The 21,049-nt window shown below is 48.3% G+C and carries 14 protein-coding genes; 6 read left to right on the top strand and 8 right to left on the bottom strand.

Translation table 11 applies throughout. The features are described from left to right. Positions 1-10 precede the first annotated feature (10 nt). Genes drmB through ACN0R8_RS06440 form a run of 4 tightly spaced genes read right to left on the bottom strand, consistent with a single transcriptional unit; the run spans position 11 to position 6,712 of the window. Positions 11-1,810 carry a DrmB family protein gene (gene drmB, locus ACN0R8_RS06455; protein WP_417596212.1) on the bottom strand — a complete coding sequence of 600 codons (1,800 nt, stop codon included), beginning with the start codon at positions 1,808-1,810 and terminating at the stop codon, positions 11-13. Between the two features lie 5 nt (positions 1,811-1,815). Next, complete coding sequence (drmA, locus tag ACN0R8_RS06450) at positions 1,816-5,247, bottom strand: DISARM system helicase DrmA (RefSeq protein ID WP_417596210.1); 3,432 nt, start codon at positions 5,245-5,247, stop codon at positions 1,816-1,818. 2 nt (positions 5,248-5,249) lie between these two features. Then, entirely contained in the window at positions 5,250-6,482 is a 1,233-nt protein-coding gene (locus ACN0R8_RS06445) for a DNA cytosine methyltransferase (protein WP_417596208.1), read from the bottom strand. A 29-nt stretch (positions 6,483-6,511) separates the two neighbouring features. Continuing rightward, a complete protein-coding gene (locus ACN0R8_RS06440) occupies positions 6,512-6,712 on the bottom strand; it encodes a helix-turn-helix domain-containing protein (RefSeq protein WP_417596206.1) in 201 nt (66 codons plus the stop codon). A 155-nt stretch (positions 6,713-6,867) separates the two neighbouring features. Between ACN0R8_RS06440 and ACN0R8_RS06435 the strand changes: the two genes are divergently transcribed. The 3 genes from ACN0R8_RS06435 to ACN0R8_RS06425 are packed head-to-tail and all read left to right on the top strand — an operon-like array spanning position 6,868 to position 8,582. Further along, entirely contained in the window at positions 6,868-7,080 is a 213-nt protein-coding gene (locus ACN0R8_RS06435) for a hypothetical protein (RefSeq protein WP_417596204.1), read from the top strand. An 11-nt stretch (positions 7,081-7,091) separates the two neighbouring features. Next, positions 7,092-8,285, top strand: a complete 1,194-nt coding sequence (locus ACN0R8_RS06430; protein ID WP_417596202.1) for an Arm DNA-binding domain-containing protein — start codon at positions 7,092-7,094, stop codon at positions 8,283-8,285. A gap of 9 nt (positions 8,286-8,294) precedes the next feature. Continuing rightward, entirely contained in the window at positions 8,295-8,582 is a 288-nt protein-coding gene (locus ACN0R8_RS06425; protein WP_417596200.1) for a hypothetical protein, read from the top strand. Positions 8,583-8,631: 49 nt separating this feature from the next. Here the strand turns inward: ACN0R8_RS06425 and ACN0R8_RS06420 are convergent, their stop codons facing one another. Together ACN0R8_RS06420 and ACN0R8_RS06415 are read right to left on the bottom strand one after the other, a co-directional pair. Further along, positions 8,632-11,688: a hypothetical protein gene (locus tag ACN0R8_RS06420; RefSeq protein ID WP_417596198.1), complete on the bottom strand. Its 3,057-nt coding sequence runs from the start codon at positions 11,686-11,688 to the stop codon at positions 8,632-8,634. Positions 11,689-11,780: 92 nt separating this feature from the next. Then, on the bottom strand, positions 11,781-14,339 hold the full coding sequence (locus ACN0R8_RS06415; protein ID WP_417596196.1) for a hypothetical protein: 2,559 nt from the start codon (positions 14,337-14,339) through the stop codon (positions 11,781-11,783). Positions 14,340-14,836: 497 nt separating this feature from the next. Here ACN0R8_RS06415 and ACN0R8_RS06410 point away from each other — a divergent pair, with 497 nt between their 5' ends. Both ACN0R8_RS06410 and ACN0R8_RS06405 read left to right on the top strand, forming a co-directional pair. Continuing rightward, on the top strand, positions 14,837-15,898 hold the full coding sequence (locus ACN0R8_RS06410) for an HD domain-containing phosphohydrolase (protein WP_417596194.1): 1,062 nt from the start codon (positions 14,837-14,839) through the stop codon (positions 15,896-15,898). A 236-nt stretch (positions 15,899-16,134) separates the two neighbouring features. Further along, a complete protein-coding gene (locus ACN0R8_RS06405; RefSeq protein ID WP_417596192.1) occupies positions 16,135-17,169 on the top strand; it encodes a hypothetical protein in 1,035 nt (344 codons plus the stop codon). A gap of 59 nt (positions 17,170-17,228) precedes the next feature. Here ACN0R8_RS06405 and speE read toward each other — a convergent pair whose 3' ends face one another. Next, a complete protein-coding gene (speE, locus tag ACN0R8_RS06400; RefSeq protein WP_417596190.1) occupies positions 17,229-18,089 on the bottom strand; it encodes a polyamine aminopropyltransferase in 861 nt (286 codons plus the stop codon). A 431-nt stretch (positions 18,090-18,520) separates the two neighbouring features. Here speE and speA point away from each other — a divergent pair, with 431 nt between their 5' ends. Next, the gene (gene speA / locus ACN0R8_RS06395; RefSeq protein WP_417596373.1) at positions 18,521-20,425 is read left to right on the top strand and encodes a biosynthetic arginine decarboxylase; all 1,905 of its coding nucleotides are present in this window, start codon (positions 18,521-18,523) and stop codon (positions 20,423-20,425) included. Positions 20,426-20,658: 233 nt separating this feature from the next. Here speA and ACN0R8_RS06390 read toward each other — a convergent pair whose 3' ends face one another. Further along, positions 20,659-21,033, bottom strand: a complete 375-nt coding sequence (locus ACN0R8_RS06390; protein WP_417596188.1) for a hypothetical protein — start codon at positions 21,031-21,033, stop codon at positions 20,659-20,661. Between the last annotated feature and the right edge of the window lie 16 nt (positions 21,034-21,049).

Raw genomic sequence — 21,049 nt, 5'->3', positions numbered from 1 at the left:
CTACTCCTCATTATTTGAAGTAAGCCATATCGCTGTATGCCATGGTAGGCACCAGGAAGTTTCGATCCAAAAAGCGGTTAAACGCTTCACAGGAGGTCTCTGGCGCCAGCACACAGGCGTGGCAAGCAGCACCGTTAATGGTTGCATGCACATCGGGTTGATGGTCTGCACACAGCGGGTCGGACGAGCAGCGTTTAGCGTTTTCCAAGGCATTGTGTATCAGATTCGGGAAGCGCTCTTTGGTGCCAAGATCTACCAAACCACCCAAGCTGCCTTCGGAATCCGCGCTGGCGGTGTACAACAGTATGCCGGCCATTTTGCGCTCGGGATCGGTACTGCTGTAGATACGCTCGCGTACCGACGATTCGGAATAACCGCAATCCAATGCCAATTGGCGTATCAGCACATGAGCCAGGCTGTGCAGCAACACATAACGCGCACCGGGGAAGTCATCCGCATCCACACCGCGCTCAGCGGCCCATTCTTTGTATTTTTGCTCGATAGCGGCAGCGCGCTTTTGTACAGCGGGCTCTGCCTCCCAAGCATTTATAGCCTCTTCTTTTAGCTCCAGGAAGATACCTTCTCCGCGTACCTCGACGGCTGGCAACCAATCCTGGCGCTCTTTATAGATGGGCGCGCGCGAGGCCCCCATGCCGTCGTCATCCATGCCGGAAGCGTAATCGATGCGGGTAAAGCTGGTGAGTGCGCGCACTTCCAGAAGCTTGCGGGCTAGCACAATGCGCTCGACTTTATCAGCGAGGAAGTCAGGTACTTCCCCGGCCTCAAGAAAGAAGTCGGACTGATCACCTTGATTGCTGCCTACAATATCGCGGAAGGCGTTCCACTCCGGCAAACGCAGGTCAATCTCATCGGTTTCTATTTCACCGCGCTCTTTTAACAGGGTCTGCCAAATATCTTCGGCTTTAAACTCTGCCAGTGCCGGGAACATTTCCAATTCCAGCAGTATTTGCAGTTTTTCTGGCGAGTCGATCTTTTCCACCTGGTGGTGGGGGCACTTCTTAAGCGCCTGGCCAATCGGGCTGGCGGCCTCTTTAATCGATAATGCACTGCGTACCAAGGGGAACCAGCCATTTGTAGCTCCGCGCTGAATCGCTCGTAGCTGACCGGCGTGTTTACACTCGTGAGGATCTTTATTTTTTATCCCCAGCCATGGGCGCTTGCGAGTGCATTCGCCCAAGGCAAGGCTGCGGTTTTCACCAAAGGCATCACTTACGCTGCGTTTAGCATCACAGGCGCAATAAATCCAAATATCGGACACCGATCCTGTCGTACCCGAGTAAACCAAGCGCATGCGTTTTTGGCAGTTGGTGTCGGCATCACGATGTACATAGGCGCGCCATGGAAAGTCATCAATATGCCCACTCGGGCAGGCCACTACGAAAGGTGCTGGAATGGTGGGGGCGCGGAACTTGCCCCGACCTTTGCAGTTGGGTGCCTTGCACTCCATTTCCTGCGTTTTTTCGTTGTACTCAACCAGCTCTTCGCCTGGTTCAGAAAGCGTTGCACATTCGGGGTGCGTACAGACTTGATAGCGCGGGAACAGAAAAGTTGGAACAGTGCCCCGCTTAGTAAAATAGTTACCACTAGCCGGCTCTGCAGAAAAGAAACGCTTTACCTTTAACGCACGCTGCAGGCGAGGCTCGTGAATAACCAGATCTTCATCCAAGTGCCAACCGTCAATACCGGCGACAATAACTGAGAGGGTTTGTAGATCGACAATCGCACCGGGACCAAAGGTGGTGATTACCTGACTGGGACGAACATCGCCAATTGCTCTTTTACTCGACATCCGTGTTACTCCTCATCACTCAGATAAAATGCTGCTGTTGGTTCAACTTCCCGCAGAGAGCCTGGGGTTGACCATTGGCCTTCGTTATCAGTACCGGACGTTTTCAACAAAACCCGGGCATTGTTTGGCGGGCGCTCACCGCTTTTTAGCCAGGAATAGCGCAGCAGATCGTCTGCATAGTGTGCCCAATCATCACGGCTGGACATCAGGCGATTGTTAACCAGTTTGGCGTTTTTCTTGCCAACCAAATCTGCCGCGCGCAGCGTGATATCGGTGATCATTAGATCCGTGCCGGGTAATGCAGGGTCAAAGTTCTGCGCCTGCACTTCTCTCGCCATGTTCTGGCCGCCCAGACGCTGCATAGCCGCAAAGGCGCCGCGCAATCCGCGATCTAACGCGCGTGATGAAAACGGCGTCACACTGATGGCTTCCACATAGCGATAAAGCGCTGCATGGTAGCCTCGGAAGTGTTCGTAATGTGAAAGATCACGCGCACTCAGCCAGTTGTACATAGTGATGACCAAACCTGGGTGTTTACGACCTACTCGGCTGGTTGCCTGAATGTATTCTGCGGTGCTCTTAGGCTGGCCAGTTACGACCATGAGACCTAAGCGATCAATGTCCACTCCCACCGAAATCATATTGGTGGCTAGCAGTACATCGACCGGATATTGCTTGCCTTGCTCTCGCGGAAACTTGTTATCCAGGCGTTTTAATAAGCCTGGGATACGCCAAGAATCCAGTCGGCTGGTCAGCTCATCTGGATCATTGATGTAGCGTTGTGGAAACCCACGCTGCTGGGACAGATAGCGCAGACGCTTCTTGATGTCGTCTTCCACCAGACGACGAGCTCCGCCCAGTGCGCGCAAACTATTAAAGTAACCTACAACGGTTGCATAAGGGTCTGCGGCTTCATGGTCACGCGTAATTTCGGCCTCACCTGCTGCCAACAGTGCCGCATAGACACGCACCAATAAGGTTTTAGTACTGGAGCCTGGAGCATTCAATCCGACATAGAGGCGACCCGCTGTTTTGTCGTCATCCTCTTTGATTTCCTGTTCTTTAGCAAAAAAGGAATCTTTAGATGACAAACCGCTAGGAGGAAAGATCGCCAAATCACGGTTGTAGAGCTGACGAATTTGCTCACGAGCTCGGCGAATAGTTGCTGTGGACGCAATAATCTTGGCTGGTATCGAAACACCTGTTTCGACTTCAACTCGGGTAAGAAAATCTACTGCCGTCTCGTATAGTCCAACCATAGTACCCAGCGGGCCAGAGATTAGGTGCAATTCGTCTTGAATAATCAATTCTGGTGGCACTAAACGAAGTGCAGGCTGATCATCTTTGACGACGCGTTGATTAGGCTTTTCACCATGCCCTGGCGTTAGATGGCCATAGGTTGGACTGTATCTATCTCGCAAACCGAAGAGTGCCTGAGTCTCACCTTTAAAGGGCATACGGGCAAATTTGTCCACGGTAGCAATAACCAGAGATGGACACTCACGATAGATTTCGTCATCGACAACAACAACTGGCAAGCCTTGATCATTTGACTTACGTGCACAGAATTCGCACTTTGGATTGGGGCAACGAACAAGCGTTCTTAGCCGCGCATTATCAAAGTCGTAAGTTTGATTTTCCGGTTTTCCTTGCGGCGTAACCAGCGAGGTGCCGCAGCGAGGGCAAGACACTAGCTGAACCGGGCTGCCATCACGTGGTTTTTTACCCTCTTCTAACTTTTCAAGCGCCTTCCCAGATGCTTTGGCATCGTTTGGTGTTGTAGCTTTACCCACCCAAAGGCCAATTTTAAAGGGCTCCTGCCCCCACTTTTCAGGGTTGCTCTTGCGCACCAATTCGCAGGCGCAGATTAGTGCCGTAGCTCGTTGAAACTGCTGAACCGTGAGCAGGCGCAAGGTGTAGCGCATGATGATGGCAACGCCAGCGCTGGAATCAAGGCCATTTACATCGCCGCGCAGGCGCCGATAGGCGAGCGTAAATGCCGCGAGCCCAAGATAGGCTTCGGTCTTACCGCCACCCGTCGGGAACCAGAGCAGGTCTACGAGTTTTCGGTCTGCTGCAACTTTCTCACCGACTTTGGGCTTATTCACCATGCTGGCGATGTTGAGCAAGATAAAGCCCATCTGGAATGGACGCCAGGTGCGGTTGTTAGACTTGTCGAAGTCTGCCGGCGTGCCTACGATTTCTCCCTTATCACGGTTTCTACCTGCCCAAATAGCATGAATACGCTGATCCCACATAACGTGGTTGGCAAACAAAAATGAATCAAAGGCATTTTTCTCATCTCGAATGAGTTCCAAGCCTTCGCGCATTCTTCGAGCGGCGTCCTCGCAGGACTCAATAAGCACCTTAGAGGTATCAATATTTTCTGGCGTTGAGTTAAAGGGGGCATTCTTCGCTTCTGCTTTTCTATCGGCTACCCATTGCTCGTAAGCTAACAACAGCGGCTCGATAGCCTGGAATAAATCGTTGGGCGTTGCACATTTGCTTAGCTCCAGCATATCCAAGTTAAGACCGGGAATCGCGCCACTTTGGGCTATCAGACTGGGAACTTCGAAGTTTGGAATGAAATCGGTAAATAATAAGCTCGCGCGGTCACGAGTGACGTTAAGACCATCCCATCCTGCAGCGACCCCATGCCCAGTAGCGAATTCTTTGGCATCTCTATAAAGCAGATTGGCCGTCGCAATTTCAGGGTCTTTGGATATGTCTTTATCGAAATCTTTGGCGATGAAGATCGGCCCTTTGTCAGCCCCAAACACCTGAAGTTTTGGTTGCATTAACCATTGTTGATCTTTTGCTTTGTCGGAATCGTCACCTTTAGGTCGGCGGTTTACCAGAAACAGACTGACCGCCTTGGCGCCATCAATATGGTGAACAACACCTTCCAGAAATACTTGGCCATCTCCGTCACCATCTTCTCCTGGTCGCCTAAAGCCGTCTGGAGTAATAGTAACTGACTTGGACGCATTGGATTTTGATAAGGGAATCGGACTCAGCTTGCCAATTTTATCAACCGGTATGCCCTCTACTAAAACGGCCCGCTGATAGCGTTGCCAATACGTTCCGCCTTCAGATTCGTCTTTTTCACGACGATAGTCGCCCCACGCAGCATTGGCATTGATGGTTTTGGTTTCCTGCGAAACCAGAAAAGACAACCCCATAGACGAAGGGCTAAAACCCACAATGAGCGGTGGTTGTGGTTCGTATTCACCACCCTCATCATCGTCATTACCCGCAGCCAGTTCGTCTTTTTCGTAATCGGGAATTTCAGACTTGAGGGGCGCCAAACGACCTACGATATATCGGGTAGTCGGAAATTCATTAATTGATTCGTCAGCGGTAGTAGGCCCCATTAACTCCCGTTCAAGAGCTTCTAGAATTCGTGAGCGCGATTCACGTTTACTGCTATCAGGCATTATTATTCCTTTTGTTCGCGTTTTTGTGCTCTAGGTCCTTTCCCTGTTCCCGGGTGGGCATTATGAGCACCCCTTAATGACAAATACTTTTCAGGTACAGGTGCCGGCTCTTCTGGCAGAGGGCAATCATTTCTTTTTGCTGGTATTAGGCGTAGCTTTCTGCGAACACGTTCTCCGAAGAACTGACGCCGAATTTCCAACCCAAATAACTCACCAAGGGCAGGTGGAACTGCGTTTCCTATCTGCATATGAGCTGCACGTCTATCGCCAACAAATTGGTAATTATCTGGAAAGGTTTGCAGTCTTGCTAATTCACGAGTTGAAAGAAGCCTTCCTTTCCAGTGAAATGGCCCCGTTGCAGGCCCTGGTTGAGCCTGAATAGTCCAACTTGGCTTACACTTCGCGAGCTTAAGCAAAAATGACCAAAATCGAGTTCTCCATCCAAATAATGGGACCCCTCCCATGTTATCTGTATGCCATAGATAGTTCTGACCTTCAGGGATTGTTGGTAAAAGATCTGCCCACTTCCCCGAAGGCTTAACATCGCCAGGCCAAAGGTCCGAATCTAGATCGCCAATTGCATCCCAAGCTGTTAAATACGGCTTGCCTTTACCCTTAACTTCCTCTGGAGCAAAATGCGTTGGAGCAGGTAGATCAAATTTCTTTCCTTCTCTGTTCGCGATTATAAATACCCGCTCCCTTGACTGAGGAACCCCATAATCAACTGCATTCAGAGCAATTACATTTGGCTGATAGTTGGTTTGTTTGGTTCGATTGATCTTATTCAGTTCATTAACCAACAGCTGTAACCCCTCATCCTTATCTGAATAAGCGATTCCTTTGACATTTTCCAGCAAAACCACTTCTGGGAGTGCTTCGCAGACAATATCTAAGTAAGCCTTAAGTGTTTTGGCTCTCGGGTCGGTCAGGCGACTAGTATCGCCAGTAGCCCAATACCCAGACTTTGAAAAAGGCTGACAGGGCGGGCCTCCTGCAAGCAAGGTTAACTCCATAGGCTTAAGGCCTGATTGCCTGAGAAGTTCTTTAGGTGTTAATGCGTGAATATCACCCGGCAAGGCGATTTTCCACTTCGGATGATTTAAAGCCAAAGTTTGCTGAGCTGTGGGGTCTATTTCTACACACAGTTTATTGATGAAACCTGCTGCGGCAAGCCCGAGGTCCAAGCCACCAGCCCCACTAAAAAGAGAAATCATTTTCTTTGCAGGTCGTCTCACAACTGTAAAGCCTCTTTGTTCAATGTCACTTATCTTACCCGCTCCAATAGATCTCCTACCTCACAATCAAACAGATCACAAAGTTTATCAATCGCATCTAAATCGATCCGCTGAGCCGTCTCTTTATACAGCAGAGTCACCGTGTTTCGATTCAACCCTGTCTCACGGGAAACATCCGCAATCTTCATTTTGTGCTCGCCCATTAGTCGAGCCAGGTGACACTTGATCACTTAAAACCTCATTAAAAGAAAAAATATCATCCTGGATGGCAAAAAAACATTGCAAAATACATTTTGCAGCATAAAATGCCATCCAGGATAGCATTTTGTTATCTGGAAAACCCTTTATCAATTTAGGATAACACTACTCCAGAGGTAATTCGACTATGTCTACTTATCTTACAACTCAAGAACTTGCAGACCGTATCAAGTACGACACACGAACTATTCGCAACCAACTGAAAGACTCTGTTCTTTTTGAAGGTATTCATTACATCCGCCCATTCGGTGGCCGGAAGATTTTGTATATCTGGGAAAAGATCGAAGCCGATATGCACCAGCCACCTGCAATCACGACCCTGATTAACGGTATCCAATAAGGAGTTAAAGCATGGGAAACATTTACTCACGGGGGCAAAAGCTCTATCTGGATTTTCGGTATAAAGGAGTTCGCTGCAGGGAAGCTACCTCGTTAACCGACACGCCAGCGAACAAAAAGCGTCTAAAAACCGTATTACAGCGGCTTGAAGCAGAAATCACACTGGGGGTGTTTGACTACAGCACCTTCTTTCCAAAAAGTAAAAAGGCAAAGCAGTTTGAACATCAGAACAGAGGGTTGAGTAACCCGAGTGGGATACCGCTTTTCAAAGATTTTGCCCAGACCTGGCTGTCAGAAAAAGATGTGGAATGGCGTAAAAGCTACGTGAATACCGTGGTGCTCAACGTGAACACCTACCTGATTCCAGTCTTTGGGAAGAAGGTGATCAGCGACATCACCAAATCAGATATTTTGCAGTTTCGTTCTACTCTCGCCAAAGAACCAAAACGAATCCGCAAGCCACTGAAACCGGCCACGATCAATAAGATCATGACGCCGCTCAGGATGATTTTGAATGAGGCCGCTGACCGCTACGAGTTTACATCCCCTTGGAAGGGAATCAAATCTCTTAAGGTTCCCCGGACAGACGTTGAGCCATTTACGCTGGAGGAAGTTAAGCAAATCCTGCAAAAGGTCCGCCCAGATTTTCAAAATTACTACGCTGTTCGTTTCTTTACCGGTATGCGTACTGGGGAAATCGACGGTCTCAAATGGGAGTACGTGGACTTTGACCGGAAAATTATTCAGATCCGTGAAACCTTTGTGAAGGGTGAAATGACCTATACCAAAACGGATGGCTCCCAGCGGGACATCCTGATGTCCCAGCCCGTACTGGATGCACTCAAGCGCCAGCATGAGGTTTCAGGGCACTGCACTTGGGTATTTTGCAACCAAAGCGGCCAACCATTGAATCATAAAAATATCAGCAACCGGGTTTGGTACCCCATTCTCGACCACCTGGGACTGAAGCGACGCCGCCCCTATCAGACCCGCCATACGGCAGCCACACTTTGGTTGGCAGCCGGTGAAAATCCAGAGTGGATTGCACGACAGATGGGCCATACAACCACTGAAATGCTCTTTCGTGTCTATTCAAGGTACGTACCCAACTTAACGCGTCGGGATGGCAGTGCATTTAATCAGTGGCTGCAGGCTTCAGAAACCTCTTTAGGTGAAACTCACATCGATACCGCTCAAAGCGAATAGGAGAACATCATGTCTCAATATTCTCAAAACGCCTCTTGGGTCTCACCGCAGGCTCTGTTTATTACCCAAGCTCTGATTCTGGGCCTGCATATTCAGGAAGGCTTTGGCTTAGCAACCTACCTGGGAATCAACCCTACTCTCAGTAACCACTCGGCACTTGAGCTATGGGTACAAAAGCGGCTTTTGCTTCAGACCAATACTGAGTTGGAACCGGAAGATCTAACCCACTTTAAACAGCAGCTCATCGGACAAATCCCCGCCGGGCTTCAGGGAAACTGTGTTGGCATGATGGAATAATTCCCCGGGGTAAAGTTGGCCGATCCAGCCAACTTTACCTCTCAAGTCGCTACTCCGTCAGAATATGAGCCATAGCCATCACAAAACGGAACGCTTCAGATGCTCTGTTCCTTTCTTTGTTTTGGATATTCACAGCCAACAGACCATGATCTCCCATATTCTTCATTCGAGCGAATTTATAGGTCTTCATACCTCGCTTCCAACCTGACTTCAAAGCCTGCTTCCAGTATCTGCGATTCGCTGCTTCTTCCCGGGTCGTAACCAGCTCTCCCATCAACAGCGTACACACGATGTCATCTCGGGTGAGCCCCAATTCATCCATCAAGGAATAAAGCTGCTTTAGCTCTTCAGCATTGTTAAAAACGAAGTGATACCGCTTACCCCATCCGTAGCACTGATAGATATCCAGAACTTCCAGCCGATAATCCCGATCCAAGCGCATCAGATTCTTAACCCAGTCCGAGGCCAGCGCCATTTCTGAACTCTCTGTTGGCTTTGCCGGAGCCCACAAGAGCTTATCTGTCTGCTCTGGGTGTTTCGAAAACCGGAATCGTCCCACCTCTTGTTGATTGCATAGCTTTTGAGCCGCTGCAACCCACTGCGCTGCAAGTTCAGGCTGTATCTCATAGGTCTGAGCCATCTGTTTCGGATCAAGGTTGAAGCGGCTGATAACATACAAGTAGCGCCAACAAAGCTCTAATCTCTCCGTAACTTCATCAAAAACTTCAAGAGTGTCACCGTTGGTTTCGGGAAGACTCGGTACTTCCAGATTAAGAAGCTTCAGCTTTCTCAGCTGATAATTGAGCAGGCAATCAACATCACCGTCTCCATTCCGATATGCACTGGCCTGAGGCAGCCCCGTTGCTTTTACAACCAATTGAAAATCAGAAGCAGTAATAGCCCGAACTCGTTGTGCTGAAATCCAATCTAAGCAATGCACATAATGCTCAAGTGAAATGGTTGGATAGGAATGTCCGAGCAAGCGAGCCAGTAAGAACAGTTTTTTCCTCGTATGTTGTTCCGTCAACAGCACCAGAACATCCCGCTGACTCCTCTCAATCCAGCATTGCGTTTCACGTCTCTGCACGAACAGTTTATCCAACGGTGCTTTTGAGTAATCCAAATTAAGAAGTCGTAGCAAGGTCCAGGTGGCAAAGCTGTGCCTGAAATGGTGAAATCTGATCGACTCGTCACCGGTCACCCGCCGCATCACTTGATGAATGTATGGCATGATCAAGTCTTGAGACACAACGTGTTGATTGACCTCCGGGATGCTAAACATATAGCCATCCAGAGGTTTTGATGAGCGACTACTCGCCCAGTCGCTATTATCTGTTTCTTCACCTTGTTCTAAACGGCCAACCTCTCCTTTATCAGACAGGCGTTTTCGGTACCATGCTGTCAGCTCAGCAATTTCATCCTCGCTCAATAAAGCATGAAGCGGTATCCTTCGTTGGGCATTCGGTGTCTTGAGTCGACGCCCCGGGTGCGCCCTCACCAATAGCTCAGGTTCAGATCCATACAACTGAAAATCAGCCAGCCGAGCCCGTAAAACTTCATTCCTACGCAGGCCACATTTGAAGGCAACAATGACCAGCAGCCTCGCCACTTTGACCAATCCTGGATAGATCTTTTCTAAACCTGAAGACTCCAACCCTTTCAAGATTTTCTGGTACTCATCAAAATAGATCAGGTCAGCATCAACAGGAACCGGTGCATCATGCGCCCCCAACACTTCCCTATAATCTATATCTGGCAGGCCATATTTATTCACCAGAAACCGATGAAAGCGCATCAGCATTTTGGCAACCTTACGCTGCATACCATCGCTGTTCAGCTGGTACAGCGCTTCTAGGTAAAGCTCTTCAAAATCTAACGCCGACAGCTCAGCCAAGGACTGCCCCTGAATCGCAGGAAACAGGTTACGACTCAGTGTATTAAAGTAATAGCGGGCAGAGTTTGCTGACAGTGCTGCTTTGCCGTGCAGCTCGCTATCAATCCATTCAGCCAACAACCGATACAAGTGTGCTTCTTGGTCACCACATGCCTCCTTGATTTGAGACAAGGTGTATTTCAGGTAGTCATGTTTTTGAGGCTTGCTCCATTCAGTTTGGAATCCAGGGATGACATAGCCTTCCTCCGAGGACTGCTGTTCAACAGCGGGCAAATCCTCTGACTCTTCAAGGCTATCCACACCAATATTGGTTCGATCTAAGCACTGCAAGGTATGAATTTTGGCGGGAGAGTCCTGACTAAGACGAACCAGGGCCGATGGCTTCAACGAATGATTCAGATACTTATGTTTTAGAAAGTCTGCAACGAATGGCTCAAGCTGTAGGTCATAAATCAGAGAGGTAGCATTAAGCAGTTCACTGATATTTCTTGGCCCGTTACTTTTCTCAAGGCCAGCTTGTTTAAAAAATTTAGTAATCAGCCTGAAGACATACGAGGTATGCTTTCTCTTGTTATCTGGTGGGGAAAACCACTCCCCCGAAGCGATGGTCTTCGCAACCAAAGCTTGCGTCACAGGAGAAGGAAACCACATCCGGCTCTCTGCACCCTCGTGACCAGACCAGACCGGTCTAAGATGAAGATACACCTGACTATTCAAACTCATTAACTCTGCAGGGTGTCGGATGAAAGCATTCAAGAGTGACGTTGCCAGTAGCCCTCCGTCACAAATAGCGCTGTAAAGCAGTAGTCCCAACCGGCCATCAGAATCCAGCTGACCTTGGGACTCAAGCATTCTGAAGAATACTTCTCGCCAGCCTTTTTCTCTCTGCCTCGTACTTACATCAAATCGCTGAGGTGTAAATCGCCCTTTCACCTCAGGAATTATCATTGGCACTGCAGGCTCAGGAATGCTCCAAAGAGACTGCTTGTTTCCTTCCCTGATAATCAGTTTCAGAAGTTTGATGACCTTAACCCGCTCCTCTTTCGAGCCTGCCAGTTCTTTAAACAACTCAGAAACCAGCATCTCGACGTCATCATTATTAACCTTAGCGGACTGATCAGCTTCTTCTCCCCCACCCCTTTCAGGCTGTTCGCCATATAAAAGAACACCTGCAACTTGGCTTGTTTCAGCTGAAAGAAACTTTAATAACACCTGCCTTCTTTCATGCCTCTTTGCACTTTTCTCTGGTTCTTTCCATATAGGAAGAAGCAATTGTTTAACAGCCTGATCTGTAGACTCCATTGTCATGCCTTAATCTCGACCAGTGATAAGCCAATCGACTCAGCTAAACAATCAAGTTTTGGAGCAATAGCTTTTGCTAACTCGATCGAACTTACCGTTGAAAACTCACCCCACGGCTCCTGGCCTCGGGACCAGTGCCCCAGGAAGGCATCGATGACTTCCTGATCACAGCCCATTCTATTTAGCTCTGTACGAAGAAACTTTCGGTTGGAGTTAGCCGGCAATGGAAGGTAAGGCCTTAGATATCTCTCAATAACCTTTGGTCTTAGAGTTTCTGGATTACCATTTTGATCCAGAAAAAATGGTGATGGCTTAGGCTGAGAGAAATACCCAGAAAAGACGGAATTATTCTTAGCTAGTCGTTTCACTTTCTTGCGATGGTATTTCTCAAAAACAGCCATCTGATTTTTCAGCCGCTCAGTTATTGGAACAATACGACTGTTAAAGTAATTTTCATTGTCCTTGTCGGACAACATGACTACATCAAGGCTGCCATCAATCTCAACGATATTTTCAAGCCACAAAAAAGGATTTAAAACTGCACGAATACCTACCTGATACGACTGAAATAGAAAATTATAAAGTGTGAAAAGATTATGGCGTTCTCGACTGCTTTCTTGGCTTGCCATCAGATCTTTTCGGATTCTATCTAGGGCTATTCTGACGCTTGCTGACTTTGGACTGGATGGAGAGCCTGCAAATGATTTATCAAGATTCACTGGAGCAAAGAGCTGACTATCCTTCAGAACACCTTCCAAGTTCTTCATGCCCGCCTTTTTCAGCTTGGCTAGACATGCCTTCACTGTGCGAAGATAAATATCAGTCAGCCTCGCCTCACTGGTCGCCGTATAGTGAAGGAGAGTATGCACCGGAGTACGAAATTGGCTCGTCAGCAATGTCGCATCAACCAGATCCGCATTACTTTCAAAAACCAGATTTCTATGCAGATAATGATGTAAGCGTGGCAGAGATACCCTAGCAGAGATATCTAAACTTCCAATAAACGCTCGAATGCCGTCTTTATAAGTCGACACCCGTCGGGTAAAAATCAGAGCTGAATCTTTCTCCTTCATCTTAGCTGGCTTGCAGAATGCCTCAATAATTGACCCCAAGTGCAGAATGTCAGGTAGTTTTATGAACTCAGCTTGAGGATACACATGCTGCTTTTTCTTAGCCGATAGGTGTTTTTTTAACGACGGTTTCACTGGTGAGAAAACAAAGTGGCTGACCTTGCCCTCACAATCATCTTGAATATAGATTTTATTCTTATCTGGACGAGCATTCAGTCCGAGCCAACACAGAGTCTTTAGCTCATCAATTGAACGACCTAGCCAGATGGAAAGAAGCAACATCACCAAAACCTCTTGCTGATGAGCCTTTAACTTTCCTGAACTCAAGTCAGCCATAATCGCATTCATGACTTGAGCCATTTCAGTATGCGTTAATCGCCCCCAATCGACTTTCAAGCACTGATTGGACATACTAATATGCCTTGCCATGGACCGTGGATTACTCGGCGCATTTTTAGAATCAATATCATCAATGCAAACAACATTTGGGTCAGAAGAGAGCTCTTCTGGAGGTACATCCCAATCTCGCCAACGTGTCAGGCCATCTCGTGGCTTTTTATCTCCAAGTAGCTTTATCTTAAGGTTTGGTAGTCCAATGAATTCGCCTGAGATGTCCTCTTCCGTGTATGCCGCTGGATAGAGCACAAAACCATCAGAGAACTGATTACTCTGCTTCTTCCGATGCTTCGTTTTTCTGTCTTTGCTACTGGTTTTTTTGTCTTTCTTGGCAGCCGCTTTTTGGTATGGAAAAAGAACATCATAGGCATGGCAGAACAAGCTATTTAGCATGGTGTGGGCTACAGGTCGGTCTTCACCACTAACATGACCTCTCTCCTCGACCACTTCGATAAAACTCTCTGATCGGACATCTTCGAACTGATCAAAGTGATCTTGATCACTACTCGCTCGGACAAATCGGCAGGCACTGATCACGTAGCTTTTTGCAGGTTTTTTGTTCTGTGCGTAACTTTTCCAGGAGGACCATATATCTGTCAAATTGACCGCAGAAGTATTCATGATGAGAACAGTTATCAGAGTATTAGCCTGCAGATATCGATAATCTGTTTTATGATCTTCATCATCGGTATCAGCTGAATTAAAAAGGAAGGAGTAGACAGGATAAAACTGAAACCCACCCCAAAATGGATGCTTATCGGTATTAGATGCTTTAATCAAAGATGGATGCCAACGATTGAGGTCAGAACTCACGTTTAAGATAATTGCTTCCTCATGCTCTTGAAGCACATGCAAAACATCCAACGCTAACTCGAAATCGAGTGCTGATTTACAGTGCTCAGCACCGTCAACTTCAGACGCAATTTCTAGCAGTTCAATGAGCGTTTCAAGGACAAAAAAGAAGTAGATAAGGTCTCTCGGAAACCTGAGAAAAAGGCACATCCTGACGAAGTGCTCTATCGCTATTTCAGGCAGATCTGTATTACTCTTTAGCCACTCTACAAGTACCGATACGTTGTCATCCCCAGTTTTCAAACCAACCTCTCATCCGTGCTAATCTCAATCTAAATAGTTGGACAAAATGTATGGTTTTTAGTTCTCATTTGTGACCAGAAAACTGACTTCATGTGACATTAAACTACACAACCAGCCATCTGATAATAACGCTAACCTATTGATTAAAATGCATTAATGTTAATTAGCACTATTTGAAATCCATTTCCCGACTGCCCTCCGAATGGTGGTCGCGCGTTCGAATCGCGCCGAGCGGGCCATTTAAAATCAATAAGCTACGTGATTTTAAACCTCTGTTTATATCTCATTCTAAGCAACACTCCCCTGAATTTTTCTCCCGAACAAAATATTACAGCCGCTCCCAAGTAAATCAGCCCCTTTATACCAAGCTCTAACTGCATTTCAGATTTTAAGGCCGCCGTTGCTATCTGGATGTTTAAGACCAACTTGGGGTTTGCGTTAAACCCAGCAAGGTTTTACATTAGCTGTAAGACGCCAGACGCTAACAGGGCATAAGAATGACATCATCCATTGATATTTTTGCAGGCAAACTTCTCATTGTTGATGATGAGCCGGTCAACGTGAAACTGCTTGAAAGAACTCTGGCTAAAGCAGGGTACAGTGATATTGCATCCACCATGGACCCTCGTGAAGTCTGTGACCTGGTTGATACCCATGATTTCGATCTGATTCTGCTTGACCTTAATATGCCTCATATGGACGGTTTTGCTGTTCTGGAAGCCCTTAAAGCGCGCTTTGAAACCCCGCCGCCGGTTCTGGTTTTAACTGCTCAGTCTGCTCAGGAGTTTCGTACTCAGGCTCTGGAGGTCGGTGCTCAGGATTACGTTACTAAGCCCTTTGAACGAAATGAGCTGCTTCACCGGGTAAAAAACCTTTTAAGCACTAAGCTATACCGCCAGGGTTTGGAGCGTCTGAATGAGTCGCTGGAAGAGAAGGTTACTGAGCGTACTCAGCAGTTAAATGAAACCCGCCTGCAGGTGGTGCGCCGTCTGGGCCGTGCGGCAGAGTACCGCGATAATGAAACAGGTTTACATATTGTCCGTATGAGTAAAATATCTCATCTTCTGGGTGAAGCGATGGGAATGGATCCATACCAGTGTGACCTGCTGCTTAATGCCAGTCCTATGCATGATATCGGTAAGATCGGTATTCCTGATCATATCCTGCTCAAACCCGGCAAGTTTGAGCCTGAAGAGTGGGAAATTATGCAGCAACATGCTCAGATGGGTGCTGATATTCTGGAAGGTGAAGACTCTGACCTACTGACGATGGCACGCGATATAGCCCTGACTCATCATGAAAAATGGGATGGTACTGGCTACCCGAACGGCCTGAAAGGTGAAGAGATACCTCTGGTCGGCCGCATCTGCGCCATCGCAGATGTGTTTGATGCATTAACATCTGAACGTCCCTACAAAAAAGCCTGGTCTGTTGAAGATGCCCTGACTCTCATCCGGGAAAACAGAGGCACTCACTTCGAGCCCAGTTTAGTGGATGCTTTTATGAGCAACCTGGATGCAATTCTGGCCATCCGAGATAACCACCAGGAGCCCGGTTAGAAACATATATCACTCAGCCTGTGGATAACTCTGTGGTTAAGGGGGGTATTCCAGTGGATAAAAGCTGTCGATATACTGTTTATGCCTTTGTATTCTTTCTCGAACCACAAATAACGTAACCTTCAACTCTTTAGTACCCACCGGATAAACAAGGCGATATAGGCAAAAGGCGCAATAGGAATCCTCTCAGGGATTCGCTATGGTAGCGACAAATTTCCCTATGCAGGTTTAGCCCTATGGCTTGGCACAACTCCTCACGTTTCATTCACTTGCTCAGCCTTCTGGCTTGCGGCCTGATTCTTAGCGCCTGTACGTCAAACCAATCTGATGATAATTATAGCCGACTTCCTTATCTGGCAAGCCTTAACCATGCATCAATCACAGTATCGGGTTTTTCTTCCGGTGGTTATATGGCCAATCAGTTACATCTGGCACATCCGGAAAAAATCGAAGGGGCTGCCATTTTCTCTGCTGGCCCCTGGGGGTGCGCGATTAAAGGCTTAAGCCATGCCATGATGTCCTGTATGAAAACTACCCTGCCCATGATTAGCCAGCAGGAGCGTATGACCATGCTACAGAAAGCCAGTCGCAGCGGTACTATTGGTGATCTGGCTCTGCTGGTGGATGACCCTGTTTATATCTTTATGGGTCAGAGTGATGCTGTCGTAGCGCCAGCGGTTACTGAAAGCCTGATAACGTTTTACCAAACATTGGTGGCCAGCTATAACTTGAGGATCACGGCGCTTCCGGAAGCCGGGCATGGGTTTCCAACACTGCAGACCGATGCGGAATGTGGCTCACCATCAGGCCATCATCTGCAAAACTGTCACTTTGATGGTGCAGGTGAAGCCTTCTCTACTCTGTATGGTCAGCTAAAGCCTGCAGCGGAGACAAACCAGAAAAGCGATATAGTGGAGTTTGGGCAACTGGAGTTTTTTGAGGGTAAAGGCATGCTGGACAGGGGTTATCTCTATATTCCTGAAGCCTGCCGTGATGATAACAACAGATGCAAGCTGCATATCGCGTTGCACGGTTGTGATCAGAGTGCAGAGGTTGCCGAAGACCATTTTATCCGGAACAGTGGTTTTAACCGCTGGGCAGAAACCAATAATATCGTGGTGCTTTATCCACAGACAAAAAAAAGCCTGCCTAATCCAAAAGGCTGCTGGGATTGGTGGGGCTACGAATCAGAGCCTTTCTTCTCCCGTAAAAACCAACAAGTCTCTGCAATTATTCGTATGGCAGATCACTTAACCGGTCAGGCCGAATAATTTCTGAGCGCCATCAGGCCAGTCAGAAGAATCCTGACTAGCCTGACAAATATTAGGTGTTATCCCAGAACCTTCTTCATAAAAGGAGGCAAAGTCAGGGCGCCATGATGCATGTCCACGGTGTAATAGTCGGTCTCAAAACCTTTGGCCGCAGAATCAGTTTCTCGGAAAGATTTAACATCCGTGCCTTTACCTGCAAGTGTGCAACTCCACCAGCCTGACGGATACACCGGCTGAGGAAACGGCAGGGTTGCGGTAGTGCTGAAACCTGCTGCCTGCATATCAACATGCAGATTTTTGATAATGCTGTCGGTGTGGTACAACGGCGACTCAGACTGCTGCACCATAACGCCCCCTTGTTTAAGGATGCGGAAACAGCGCTTAAAGAAATCCACTTTGAACAAGCCTTCCGCCGGGCCAACCGGATCAGTAGAGTCGACAATGATCAGGTCAATGCTTTCTTCCGGGCACTCATCAACCCACTTCACACCATCTTCAAACAACAGCTCGGCCCGAGGGTCATCATTGCTGTCACACAGTGCCGGGAAGTATTTTTCGGAAAGGTCGGTTACCAGCTTGTCGATATCGATCTGGGTCACTTTCTCAACACCAGGGTGCTTCAGTACTTCACGCAGGGTTCCACAGTCACCACCACCGATAATCACCACACGCTTAGGATCTGCATGGCTGAACAGTGCCGGATGAGACATCATCTCATGATAGAGAAAGTTGTCACGATCCGTCAGCATCACGCAGCCATCAATCACCATCAGGTTGCCATAAGTTTCCGTATCGTAGATTTCCAGCTTCTGATACGGGCTCTGTTCCTCGTGCAGTTTCGCTTTTACTTTCAAAGAAAAGCCGGAACCACAGGAAGTGAAAACCTCAGTAAACCAGTTGTTGTCCAGTTGTTCGCTCATAGCTACCTCAACAATTGCATCTCAGAAACGTCTGCATCCCGGGCATTCATTTCTGAAACCTGAGATGTGGTTGCACCTGATGGGAAGATGGCCTGCAGCCTAAACTCTTCTGTTTGAAAGAGCCCTTCAAGCCGTTTAAATAAGGGGCGCAACAATAACGGATTGCCCCTGTAGAAACAAAGATATTTTTAACCCAAAATCCGATAAAAGTCAGTCGGTGAGAAGCACAGTATTTTTGTTTGATTTTTCCCGGATTGAATGGATAATGCGCGCGCCTGAAAGGCACCCGGAAAGCGAGTCAATCACGACAAAGTACACAGGAAAAACTGCTTTCGTCATTAAAATGATCTACCCTCAGAACCGTTCAGACAATCCCGACCTGCACCTGTTCTGCAGTGTCACCACAGACCCTAAAGGTGAGTAACGAAGAGATGACCGATTGGAGCCTTGAAGATGCGTTCCGCACTTACAACATAGACCACTGGGGCAGTGATTACTTTGCTGTTAATCCTAAGGGTCGGGTCGTTGTAAAACCCAGCCCGACGCAGCCGAATGCTTCAGTGGACCTGACTCAACTTTGTCAGACGCTTCAGGCTCAGGGGCTTTCGTTACCTGTTCTGGTTCGCTTTACCGATATTCTGCACCACCGTGTAAACCGCCTGTGTGCGGCATTTGATAAGGCGATGCAGGAACAGGAATACACTGGCGGCTACACAGCGGTTTACCCGATCAAGGTAAACCAACAGCGCCGTGTGGTGGAAGAAATTCTGAATACCTCTGCCCGTTCAGCCAACCGTGTAGGCCTGGAGGCCGGTAGTAAACCGGAGCTGCTGGCAGTATTGGCACAAACGGGACAACAAAACTCCGTTATTGTCTGCAACGGTTATAAAGACAGGGAATACGTACGGCTGGCGCTGCTGGGCGAAAAACTCGGCCATAAAGTCTTTATCGTCATCGAGAAGATGAACGAGCTGAGCCTTGTACTGGAAGAAAGTAAAAAGATGGGCGTAAAGCCGCGCATGGGAATCCGTGCCCGTCTGGCGTCCATCGGCAAAGGTAACTGGCAAAACACCGGTGGTGAGAAGTCCAAGTTTGGTCTCTCGGCCAGCCAGATTCTGCAGGTAGTTGAGCAACTGAAAAGAGCCGATGCTCTGGATACACTACAACTGCTGCACTTCCATTTGGGGTCTCAGATCGCCAACATCCGTGATATTCAGCGCGGCCTGAAGGAGTGCGGCCGTTTCTATAACGAGCTGTGCAATCTGGGTGCGAACGTACGCTTTGTCGATGTCGGTGGCGGCCTGGGTGTGGATTATGAAGGCACTCGCTCCCGTAGTATCTGTTCCATCAACTACAGTATGGAAGAGTATGCCAACAATGTAGTGCATGCGATCAACGAGGTATGCCGTAATAATAATCTACCGTACCCACACCTGATTACCGAATCAGGTCGGGCGATTACCGCGCACCACGCAGTATTGATTACCGATGTAATTGATATTGAGTCACCGGATACTAATGCACCGGACAGCATCAGTGATGACGAACCTGCGGTAATCCAGGAGCTATGGCGCGCCTTTCAGCTGGTGACGCAGGGCGCTGACGAACGTTCTCTGGTGGAAAGCTATCACGATGTGGTGCAGGCGGTTTCTGAAGCGCAGGATATGTACACCCTGGGCATTCTGAGTCTGCCCCAGCGCTCTCTGGCAGAACGTATCTACACCGCGACTTGTGACCAGTTACGTGGTCAGCTTAACACCCGTAACCGTGCTCACCGTACCATTCTGGATGAGCTGAATGAGAAACTGGCCGACAAACTGTTCGCTAACTTCTCCCTCTTCCAGTCGCTGCCGGATGTTTGGGGTATCGAGCAGATCTTCCCGATTCTCCCTCTGTCTCAACTGCATCAGCCCCCACTACGTCGTGGTGTTATTCAGGATATTACCTGTGATTCCGATGGCCGAATCGATCTTTATGTGGACGGTCAGGGACTGGAAACCACTCTGCCGTTACCGGCCTGGCCGGAAGGTGAGCAACGCCTGTTAGGCGTATTCCTGGTGGGGGCTTATCAGGAAATTCTGGGGGATATGCACAATCTGTTCGGTGATACGGACTCGGTGGATGTTACCGTCAATGTCGGGGGTGAGGTGCAGATCAATCAGGTGATCAAGGGTGATACTGTGGCCAAGGTTCTGGAGTACGTGAACTTTGATCCAAACAAACTGATGGACAGCTACCGCGCCAAGATGGACGCCAGTGACCTGACCGATGCAGAGCAGGCGCTCTTTATCAGAGAGCTGGAAGAGGGGCTGGCGGGCTATACCTATCTGGAATAACGGTCTACCCTGGAGCAACACTTCTTTTCTGTAGGTCGTCCTTTAGGGCGACAAGTCTGTCGGGCTAAAGCCGCGACCTACATTCCCTACATCTACCCTTTCTATACCAGAGTAACAGTACCTATCTGAAATAACGCTCTGCCCTGGAGCAACACTTCTTTCGTGTAGGTCGTCCTTTAGGGCGACAACTCTGTCGGGCTAAAGCCGCGACCTACACTCCCCATAAAGAATACTCAGATCATGGTACCTTCAGCTTCGGGGACTTCGTCCATCTCCTGCTCACGGCTGAACTCATCCAGCTTCTCGTTGGCTGCCTCAGCGGCGCGCTTCCCCCCTTCAAGCAACGAACTACCAATATCTTTCAGAGTTTCCCCAACAGCTTCACGGTCAGTTTCCGTCAGCTTTTTTTTAGCCGCATCTGCCGCTTCTTTACTGGTGTCCCAGGCTTTACTCCCCCAATCCTTCAGTTGACTCCCAACCTCGGAGGCTACCTCAGCAGTTTCATCTGCAAACTCCGCTGCTTTCTCTTTTAACGCTTCGGTATCTGCAGCCTGTACCGGTAAAGTAACCGTTGCCAGTAATGCCAGTGACAATATAAATGGCTTCATATTTCAGGTCGTATCC

Origin of the sequence: Oceanospirillum sp., assembly GCF_048265165.1 — a bacterium.
Taxonomy (GTDB): Bacteria; Pseudomonadota; Gammaproteobacteria; order Pseudomonadales; family Halomonadaceae; genus Oceanospirillum.
The sequence above is the reverse complement of the archived record's forward strand: the minus strand, read 5'-3'. Positions and strand labels throughout refer to the sequence as shown.